This window comes from Dyella silvatica, from assembly GCF_026283955.1.
GTDB classification, from domain to species: Bacteria; Pseudomonadota; Gammaproteobacteria; order Xanthomonadales; family Rhodanobacteraceae; genus Dyella_C; species Dyella_C silvatica.
Genome location: NZ_JAPDPE010000047.1, coordinates 26,437 through 35,809, shown reverse-complemented (window position 1 = coordinate 35,809; position 9,373 = coordinate 26,437). Strand labels below are relative to the sequence as shown.

At 59.1% G+C, this 9,373-nt stretch carries 8 protein-coding genes; 5 read left to right on the top strand and 3 right to left on the bottom strand.

What is annotated here, in order from left to right:
* The first annotated feature begins 459 nt into the window (after positions 1 to 459).
* Positions 460 to 1,143 carry a rhomboid family intramembrane serine protease gene (locus tag OUZ52_RS11125; RefSeq protein WP_266158461.1) on the top strand — a complete coding sequence of 228 codons (684 nt, stop codon included), beginning with the start codon at positions 460 to 462 and terminating at the stop codon, positions 1,141 to 1,143.
* 9 nt (positions 1,144 to 1,152) lie between these two features.
* Positions 1,153 to 1,476 (top strand): DUF1820 family protein, encoded by a 324-nt coding sequence (locus OUZ52_RS11120; protein WP_266158460.1) that lies wholly within the window; start codon positions 1,153 to 1,155, stop codon positions 1,474 to 1,476.
* Positions 1,477 to 1,479: 3 nt separating this feature from the next.
* On the opposite strand, the gene OUZ52_RS11115 is transcribed toward OUZ52_RS11120, so the two are convergent.
* Positions 1,480 to 2,124 (bottom strand): glutamine amidotransferase-related protein, encoded by a 645-nt coding sequence (locus OUZ52_RS11115; protein ID WP_266158458.1) that lies wholly within the window; start codon positions 2,122 to 2,124, stop codon positions 1,480 to 1,482.
* A gap of 41 nt (positions 2,125 to 2,165) precedes the next feature.
* Complete coding sequence (locus tag OUZ52_RS11110) at positions 2,166 to 3,890, bottom strand: GspE/PulE family protein (protein ID WP_266158457.1); 1,725 nt, start codon at positions 3,888 to 3,890, stop codon at positions 2,166 to 2,168.
* A 97-nt stretch (positions 3,891 to 3,987) separates the two neighbouring features.
* Here OUZ52_RS11110 and glyQ point away from each other — a divergent pair, with 97 nt between their 5' ends.
* Both glyQ and glyS read left to right on the top strand, forming a co-directional pair.
* Entirely contained in the window at positions 3,988 to 4,896 is a 909-nt protein-coding gene (gene glyQ, locus OUZ52_RS11105) for a glycine--tRNA ligase subunit alpha (RefSeq protein WP_266158455.1), read from the top strand.
* Positions 4,893 to 7,040, top strand: coding sequence for a glycine--tRNA ligase subunit beta (gene glyS / locus OUZ52_RS11100; RefSeq protein ID WP_266158454.1), 2,148 nt, complete (start codon positions 4,893 to 4,895; stop codon positions 7,038 to 7,040). Before glyQ ends, glyS begins: the two co-directional genes overlap by 4 nt.
* Before the next feature lie 64 nt (positions 7,041 to 7,104).
* Here glyS and OUZ52_RS11095 read toward each other — a convergent pair whose 3' ends face one another.
* On the bottom strand, positions 7,105 to 7,671 hold the full coding sequence (locus OUZ52_RS11095; RefSeq protein WP_266158453.1) for a helix-turn-helix domain-containing protein: 567 nt from the start codon (positions 7,669 to 7,671) through the stop codon (positions 7,105 to 7,107).
* A gap of 791 nt (positions 7,672 to 8,462) precedes the next feature.
* On the opposite strand from OUZ52_RS11095, the gene OUZ52_RS11090 reads away from it, so the two are divergent.
* The gene (locus tag OUZ52_RS11090) at positions 8,463 to 9,332 is read left to right on the top strand and encodes a YbaY family lipoprotein (RefSeq protein WP_266158452.1); all 870 of its coding nucleotides are present in this window, start codon (positions 8,463 to 8,465) and stop codon (positions 9,330 to 9,332) included.
* Positions 9,333 to 9,373 lie beyond the last annotated feature (41 nt).

Genomic DNA, 9,373 nt, shown 5'->3' with positions numbered 1-9,373 from the left:
GCAAGAGTAGGTCACCGCCAGGGGCTTTATCCCCAACCCCCGTAGCGAATGCTACGGGGGTTGTTCTTTTTACGGGCTCCTACAACTCGTACAACAACTCCCGCCAACGCTCACCTCCGTGGCCTTGTTGCTTGCACGCCCATACGCCGCTCACTCAGCCGATCGACACCAAAATCTGCCTCATCACGCAACACGCAGAGATGTGCCAGTACTCCTTCTACGTCCTTGGCAGCCTTAGCCTGGTTCTCCACGCTTTGATTCGGCGCTCCCGCATCGTCGTCAACTGCGCAGAGCAGCTCACATCTCGATCTGACGCCGTTCTGTGAGTTCTTACGGATAAACGCCTAGTCGAATGCGTCACGATATGCCTTGACGATGTCCTCGTGACTTCGGTGCTTAACACCTATGATGCGTGTCCAGGCCGGGGTCATCGGCGTTGCTTACGGAGACCCACCCAGCGTGTTTGTCCATGTCGAAACTCGGCAACGTCCGCGCCTGCAATGGGCAACCACATTGCTGGTGATTATCTGCGTGATGAGTTTTGTCGGACTTGCCTTGATGCCGCTGCCACAACGCATCTCAATGTGGCTGGAATGGGGCACAGTGCCGGCGAATATCTTCGATGCGAAGGAGCCGATACTCAGGCAATTGCATGATCCAGCTCTACTGCGGCTGGTTACTGCCTTGTTTATTCATGTGGCATGGCTGCATCTGTTGGGCAACCTGCTCTTTTTGGTGATCTTCGGTCTGCCCGCTGAGCGAGCCCTTGGTTCGCTATGGTTCTTGTTGCTGTTTTTGCTTGGCGGCGTTGTTTCGAACCTGGTGGGTGCTTTGTCCTTGGCCGGGGTGCGTGCACCGATCATCGGCTGCAGCGGTGCGGTATCGGCCGTGCTCGGGGCGTATATCGCGCTGTTTCCGCGCGCACGCCTGGGACTGGTACTGCCGTTGGGGCTTTATCTTGAATTTGTACGTGTACCGGCATTCCTATTGATCGGTATCTGGGTACTGCTGCAATTGATCTTTAGCTATGCCGGCCCCAGTTATGGCGCCGTCGTATGGTGGACACACATTGCGGGTTTTCTATTTGGCGTGGTGTTTGCCCTGGTGTCGCGCGATGCCATCGCGCGGCGCTTGCGCGGGTAAACTTGCACCCTGCGCAATAAGAAACTCTACAAAATCACCTTCCTGCACCTAGGTAAATGCTATGAGCTGTATGCGCGTCACGTCGCATCCAGCGGGCTCTGGGGCTTTACCGAAGTAGGTGAACTAGTCTTTGAGCCAGTCGGCGAAGGGCTGTTGGTCGACCCCACCGAAGAGCGGTTGCGGGAGGAGTTCAAAGACACCCGCGTGCTGCATTTACCGATGCAGTCGGTGTTGCGTATCGAAGAAGTCGAACGCAAGGGATCACTGGCGATTCGCGATGCCAGTGATGGTCAAAAAGTGATGCCGTTCCCGATGCCACCGCGTGAGCGATAGGGTTTAGCGGGCGGCAGCCAAACCGTGATAACGCGCGAAATGCGATAGCAAACGGCGCGCGATCGGCGTGGCGGCTACCTGCTTGAAGGTATGCCGCGGGTCAAATCCTTCGCGCTGCATGTCTGCACGTTTGCGATGAATATAAGCGCGCATCACATCGGCGTTGAATTCAGGATGAAACTGCGTGCTGACGGCATGCTTACCGTAGCGCAGCAGCTGATGGGGGTCGCGCACAGACTGCGCCAACACCACGGCACCAGCCGGCGCCTCCAAGACACTTTGCTCATGCGTGGTATGCGCACGGAAGCTAGCCGGCAAACGGGCGGCCAAAGCATCTTGCTTCGCTTGGGCGAGTACCTCGATGGGAACGGTGCCGATTTCGCGGCCGCCAGGTAGATAGTCGACTCGGCCACCCAGCGCATGTTCGCTCCATGCGGCACGTTCGGTAACCATGGCCGCCGAGCCGGTGATGATGGCTCCCGCGACCTCTTGTGGCGGGGGCAGGCTTTCGCCGGCGGCCACATCGACGACGCGCAGCTTGGGCAAAGCAAGCTGCGCGCTGATACGGAACCAGTGTGGAAAATCGCCGTGGCGGGCGCGGATCGAGTCCGGCGCGCGACCGGTGCGAATGATAAGAACAGGTTTCATGCGTACAGAATCTGTGGCAAAGCTTTAGCGATGGGACGTACTTATACCGCATCCTCGGAAATGGCTTCGATCGGCGGTAACACCATAAGCACTTCCTTCACCGTCGTCAGGCCACGGGCGACTTGCGTGGCGGCCGAGATGCGCAAAGGACATAAGCCCTCAGCCAGCGCCGCCGTGCCGAAGTTACCGAGATCGAGCTGGGATGAAATCAGACCGCGTAGCCGTGGTGAGAGCTGCATCATCTCGTAAATACCGGTGCGCCCCATGAAACCGGTATGGCGGCACTCCAGACAGCCCACGGGTTTGAACACCTGCTCGGGAACCGGCAACGACCAGCCATGGGTCAAGGCGACCCACTCGTGCGGATCCTGCTCGGTCGCGTGTTTGCAATGCGCGCATAGCGTGCGCACCAGGCGTTGAGCCACGACGCCGGTCAGCGTCGACTGACTCAGGTAATGCGGCACACCTAAGTCGAGCAGGCGGGTGACCGCGCTCGGCGCATCGTTGGTATGCAGGGTGGAAAGTACCAGGTGGCCGGTCAGCGAGGCCTGTACCGCCATCTGCGCGGTTTCCAGATCGCGGATTTCGCCGATCATGATGATGTCTGGATCCTGCCGAAGCAGGGTGCGTACGCCGGTGGCGAAGTCAAGATCGATCGCGGGTTGTACCTGCATTTGGTTGAATTCGGGGCTGACCATTTCAATCGGGTCCTCCACCGTGCAGACATTGATGGCCGGCGTCGCCAGATGTTTCAGCGTGGAGTAAAGCGTGGTGGTCTTGCCGGAACCGGTCGGGCCAGTGACCAGCACAATGCCGTGCGGCCGCTCGACCATGCTGCGCCAGCGCGCGTCCTCTTCGCTAGAGAATCCAAGCTGGCTGAAATCCTTGGCGACGATATCCGGGTCGAAGATACGCATCACCATTTTCTCGCCGAACGCAGTCGGCATTGACGAAATACGCAGCTCCACCTCGCGACCGGTAGACGAACGAGTCTTGATGCGGCCGTCTTGCGGGCGGCGCTTTTCGGCGACGTCCATTTGTCCGGCTTCGCGGCGTGGCTCAAGATGAATGTCCGAGGCGCGCTGTTCAAAGGCGTACTGCAGCAGCCAGTCAACGATATGCACCACATGGCGGTCATCCGCGCCGACCTCGCCATTCTTGCCGAGCTCGACAAGCTGCTCGAAGTTGAGGATCGCCGATGAGTCGTAGCCGGTGGTCTTGGTATCCTGGGCGAGTTGGATCGAGCGCTGAACGCCGTAGAATTCCAGCAAATAGCGATTGATATCCAGCGGGTTGGCCACCACTCGGCGGACATCACGGCGCAGCATATGCGCCAGATCGGTAGCCCAGGCGGCATCAAATGGTTCGCAGGTGGCAAAGGTCACCTCGCCAGCGGCGGCATCCACCGGCAAAATCCGATGTCGCTGCGCATAGCCATGGCTTACCACCTGAGTGACCGCGGCCGCATTGATCTTCATCGGGTCGATCTTCAGATACGGCAGCCCTGACTGGGCCGCCAGCCACTCCGTCAAACCCTCCAGGCTGAGCGGCCGGCCGGGCACGCGCTGGTTGGGCAGCTTGGCGTTGGCGATGACGACCAGCGGGTGCAACTCCACGGTGGTTCGCCCGCTGCGCGCGCCCATGCGTACCTGCTTGGCATCTTCAGCCAGCAGATAGCCATCAACCACCAGGGAAGCCAGCAGTTCATCAAGGGCGAGGCGGCCACGACGGCCGAGCAGGGATGTGGAGTGCGGTAATGCGACCATGAAGCCATCTCTCAGGTCAGCTTTCGCCAGTCAACATGCCAGCGAATAAAGCGGTCGCAGCTATACTAACCCGCTTTATTACAGGTCACGGAAAGCCATGTCCGCGCGTACCTTTCAGGATGTGATCCAGACCCTAAACCGCTATTGGGCGGCCCAGGGTTGTGTGTTGTTGCAGCCACTCGATACCGAGGTCGGCGCAGGCACGTTTCACCCAGCTACTTTTCTGCGCTCGCTCGGTCCGGAGCCGTGGGCGGCGGCTTATGTGCAACCCTCACGCCGCCCCACCGACGGTCGTTACGGCGAAAATCCCAATCGACTGCAGCACTACTACCAATACCAGGTGGTAATGAAGCCCAATCCCGAGAACATTCTGGAGCTGTATATCGGCTCGCTGAAGGAGCTGGGCCTGGACCCATTAGTGCACGACCTGCGCTTTGTCGAAGACAACTGGGAGTCGCCGACCCTCGGTGCCTGGGGGCTCGGCTGGGAGGTCTGGCTCAATGGCATGGAGGTGACTCAGTTCACCTATTTCCAACAGGCCGGTGGCCTGGAGTGCCGCCCGGTGACCGGCGAAATCACCTATGGCCTTGAGCGTCTGGCGATGTATTTGCAAAACGTCGACAACGTTTACGACCTGATCTGGACCGATGGCCCGCGCGGCAAAGTGACTTATGGCGATGTGTTCCACCAGAACGAAGTGGAACAAAGCACCTACAACTTCGAGCACGCGAATGTCGCCGAACTATTGCGTTGGTTCGACGTCTGCGAGGGCGAGGCGAACAAGTTGATCGCGGCGAATTTGCCGCTACCTGCCTACGAGCAAGTGATGAAGGCCAGCCATACATTCAATTTGCTGGACGCCCGCCGTGCCATCAGCGTCACCGAGCGTCAGCGTTACATTCTGCGCGTGCGCACGCTTTCCCGCAGTGTCGCCGAAACCTATGTGGCGCAGCGAGAAAAACTCGGCTTTCCCGGCCTGAAGCATAAGCAGGAGCAGGCCGCATGAGCGCCACCAAGTCATTGCTGATCGAGCTGGGCACCGAAGAACTGCCACCGAAAGCGCTGGATGAACTGGCGGCCGCTTTTCAGCGCGGCATTTGCGACGGTCTGGCCAAGCGTGGTGTCGATGCTGCGCTCGATCTTGCCAAAGTCTATGCTTCGCCTAGACGTTTAGCCGTCTATATACCCGAAGTGGCGACCACCCAACCGGAGCAGACGCTTGAGCGCCGCGGCCCCGCGATCAGTGCCGCGCTGGATGCAAACGGGCAGCCTGGCAAGGCCCTGCTTGGCTTTGCGCAATCCTGCGGCGTCAGTGTCGAGCAATTGGAAAAACTGGAGACCGACAAGGGTGACTGGTTCGTTTTCCGCGCCGTGAAACCCGGCCAGCCGGTGGCGACCCTCTTGCCGGAAATCGTCAGCGAAGCCCTGAAGGGCTTGCCCATTCCCAAGCCGATGCGTTGGAGCGATCACGATTACAGCTTTGTACGCCCGGTGCATTGGCTGGTGATTTTGCATGGTGCCGACATCATCGATGGCGACGTGCTTGGTTTGCGCAGCGGGCGCCAGTCGCGCGGGCATCGTTTCATGCATCCGCAACCGGTGCACATTGCCGATGCAGACAGCTGGCTGGATGCGATGCGCGCGGCCAAGGTATTGGCGGATCCGGCAGAACGCAGGCAGCGCATTCACGATGAAGTCGCCCGTGTGGCGAAAGAAACCGGTGGCATGCCTCGGTTAGATCATGCGTTGCTGCACGAGATTGCGAATCTCACCGAGTGGCCGGTGGCGATTGCTTGCACATTTGAGCGCGAGTTCTTGAGTGTGCCGCCCGAAGCGTTGGTCACCACCATGGAGACTAACCAAAAGTTCGTGCCGGTGTTTGACGCCGAAGGCAAACTCACCGAACACTTCATTGGCATCGCCAATATTCAAAGCAAAGATCCGGCCGAGATCCGCAAGGGTTATGAGCGGGTGATACGGCCGCGTTTCGCCGATGCCAAATTTTTCTGGGATGAAGATCTGAAAACCTCGCTTGCCGGTTATCAGGATGCCTTGAAAAATGTCACCTATCAGCAAGCGTTGGGCAGCCTGTGGGACAAGAGCATTCGCGTCGCCGAACTGGCGCGTATCGTCGCCAATCGAGTGGGCGTGGATGCCGGCCAGGCGACGCGTGCCGCCGCGCTGAGCAAGTGCGATTTGCTGACGCGCATGGTCGGTGAATTTCCCGAATTACAAGGTGTGATGGGCCGCTATTACGCCGCACATCATGGCGAGCCGGCAGACGTCGCCGATGCGTTGGACAGCTACTACCAACCGCGCTTTGCCGGCGATGCCATCGCTGCTGGCAAGGTTGGGCAGGTGCTTGCCGTGGCGGAGCGGTTAGACACCCTGGCGGGTATTTTTGCGGTGGGCATGAAGCCCAGCGGCAACAAAGATCCTTTCGCCCTACGCCGCGCGGCGCTGGGCCTGGCGCGCACCCTCGTCGAAGGCGGGTTGGAGCTGGATCTCAGGGGCAGCTTCGTTGAAGCCTTGGAGCTGCTGCCAGAGGCCGCGCTGGCAGCAGGTCTGGGCAAAGGCAAGGACGGTAAAGCCCCGGCACTCGATGCAGGCAAGCGTCGCGCCGAACTAGTCAATGACTTGTGTGATTTCGTCTTCGATCGCTTGCGCGGTTATTACGCCGAGCAAGGATTCAGCAGCGAGCAATTTGAGGCGGTACTGGCCGTACAGCCAGCCAGCCTCGCCGATTTTGATCGCCGTCTGCGTGCGGTGGCAGAGTTTGGTCGCCGGCCTGAGGCCGACAGCCTTGCCGCGGCCAACAAGCGCGTCGCGAATATTCTGCGCAAACAAGCAGAAGAGACCGGTGCACCGGCGATCGGGGCAGTGGTCGATCCTGTGCATTTCGAGGCGAAGGCCGAGAACGATCTCGCCGCCGCGCTCGATGCAGCCAAGGCCGATACCGCAGCGCCCCTGCTAGCAGGCGATTACACCGCCGTGTTGGCTCGATTGGCCCAATTGCATGCACCGGTGAACGCGTTTTTCGACGCGGTCCTGGTCAATGCCGAAAACCCGGCCGTGCGCGCCAATCGTCTGGCCTTGTTGGGGCAGCTCAAAGCGCAGTTCACCGCGATCGCGGATATCGCGCGCTTGTAAACAGCTCGCTGAGAAGCCCGCAAACGTAAAAGCGGCAGCCTAGGCTGCCGTTTTCATTGAGCTTTTAGGCAATCCGACGGCTGTGCTTGATGCGCTCGGCAAGACGGTGATTGAACGCCACCATCGCCGTGGCTTCGACATCGTTACCGCCTGGACCGAGGATTTCGTACAGGTCGGCCAACATGTCTGCATTCTCAGTCAGGGACAGACGGCTTTCAGCCAGGTCCAGCTCCGATTGCAGAATGCGCAGGGCGGTATTCAAACGCTGCGGATCCATGGCCAAGCCACTGGCATGCAAGGTATCGGCCGCCGTACGCAACTTGGTCCGGTGACGCTGCGAGAGCGAGGTCTCGGTGCCCGGAATTTCCTCGCCGGAGGTAATCACCTCGGACTGGATGGTGCCCTCACCGGCAACCAGCCACACCAGCGAGATACCCAGCGTCCGTGCCAGCGTGACACAACGTGCACGAGACGGATCGGTGTTTCCATCGCGCCAGCTGCGCACCACACCTTCAGAAAACCCACACCTGCGGGCGATTTCAGTAACGCTGCCCACACGCTGGATCAGCACTTTAACGCGATCAGCGAAGGTTCCTGCAGATTCATTGACCGTATATTGTTGCGTTGACATGGCTGTTCCCGAGCAGATTAGGTGGAATTTCGACACATCCAACTTTCGAAACGCTTACTTTCGGCCTAGTCGAATTGTGAAGAATCTGTGGATTCATTCGTAATCTTCATATAAACCAGCAATTTCCTTCGCCGATGGAACTTACGAAGGAAAGCTTGCGAGGGGTAGAACGCGCGACATCGCGTTCTGGAGGACAGCGCCGTTACGCAAGGATTTATCTTGTGCTTGTTGTGAGACGCTTGTTTCAGCGCGGTTCAGCTAGCATCTACCGAATGTTCTTATGCCCAGAGCATGCCAAGAAGCACGGTGATGGATTTGCGAACCCCTTGTGGGAGATGGATATCCGGTGTCTAGCCACTGCCAATGAGCAAAGTCGTTCGGATGGCACGCTGCAAGCTCCTGGTTAAGGGGACTGCATAGGTGGCGCGATAGGCTGCGTTAACCGCTTCCTGGGCGATTCAAAGGACCCAACAAACAGGGTGCCCCACGATGAGTTTGCCGTCTGGCAAGCAAGTTTTCTTGCCGCAGTTCTCAACCGCGTGTACTGAGGTTGCATAGCGCCCCCTGCGCCAGCGATTCGAAACAGGACCGTGCCCCATGTCGGGGATCATAGCCGCGAAGGCCTGGCGGCGAAAAGCAAGCATACGCTAGCGCATGGGGCGGCGTGATTCTATTGACTTTTCCGTACGGCTTTCTTTCCGTTATGATAAAAACTTCCCCCGCGAGAATGTGCGGCGCGTACGCGCCTGACCAGTTCGCGTCCCGAATTGATAGTTGATTGAGGTTTCCCCATGCGCAGGTTGGTTTGGTCGCTGATGTCGGTTGCAGTACTGGCCGTTGCCGGTTGCAACTCCTCGGATACGTCGCAGCAGCAAGCGGCGGACAAGAATGCTGGTGGCGCGACAACAGCCAAGGCCAATGTGGTGACTGGCACGGTGGCTTTGCGCGAGACAGCTCAGCTGTCGCCAGCCGCCAAGCTGGAGATCAACCTGGTCGATGTCTCGGCAAGCAACAGTAAGCCGCTGGCGACCAAGACCATTGCCCCAGTGGCCTCCTTGCCGCAGTCGTTTGAGCTGGAATACAACCCTGCGGACGTGACTCCTGCCGATCTCTATGTGGTGCAGGCCGTGCTGACCGATGGCGATCGCCGCTATGTCATGCCGATCCAGGCGCCGATCCAGGCTGCCGCACTGACTCAGGGCACTCCGGGCCCGGTTTCGACTCAGCTGGTCGCCGAACAGACCCCAGGCGAAAAAGAGTTGATCGCATTCAAAGATGTGCAGGCGCATATCGGTGGCATGAAGATCACCCCAGGCACCAAGCTGGACAAAGACGTTTCGCGCAGCTGGCAGGTGTTCCGCGAAGGCAGCACGGTGAAGTTCATTCGTGAGCAGGTCGATTACGGCGACAAGGGCTTTACCAGCACCGACTACGCCTATAAAGATGGTAAGCCGTGGGTGGTGGTGCAGCAGAAGAAATCCAATAAAGATGCCAAGCCGACCACGACCGAGCGTGCCAGCTGGAATGCCGACGGTGCGCTGGTGTTGAAGCAGAATGAAACCGCCGGCAAGACCCAGTCACTCAGTGATGATGAGGCCGGTGGCCTGCAGAAGCAGTCGCAGTCGATTCTGAATCTGGCAACGGGTGGCAAGGGCAAGTAAGGCCAGCTCCATCGAACACTAAAAAAGCCGTCCGCTGATGC

Excerpts from the sequence above, each read along its gene's own strand:
- glyS (WP_266158454.1), top strand. The coding sequence starts at position 4,893 with ATGAGCGCCACCAAGTCATTGCTGATCGAGCTGGGCACCGAAGAACTG.
- OUZ52_RS11095 (WP_266158453.1), bottom strand. The coding sequence starts at position 7,671 with ATGTCAACGCAACAATATACGGTCAATGAATCTGCAGGAACCTTCGCT.
- OUZ52_RS11110 (WP_266158457.1), bottom strand. The coding sequence starts at position 3,890 with ATGGTCGCATTACCGCACTCCACATCCCTGCTCGGCCGTCGTGGCCGC.
- glyQ (WP_266158455.1), top strand. The coding sequence starts at position 3,988 with ATGTCCGCGCGTACCTTTCAGGATGTGATCCAGACCCTAAACCGCTAT.
- OUZ52_RS11115 (WP_266158458.1), bottom strand. The coding sequence starts at position 2,124 with ATGAAACCTGTTCTTATCATTCGCACCGGTCGCGCGCCGGACTCGATC.
- OUZ52_RS11090 (WP_266158452.1), top strand. The coding sequence starts at position 8,463 with ATGCGCAGGTTGGTTTGGTCGCTGATGTCGGTTGCAGTACTGGCCGTT.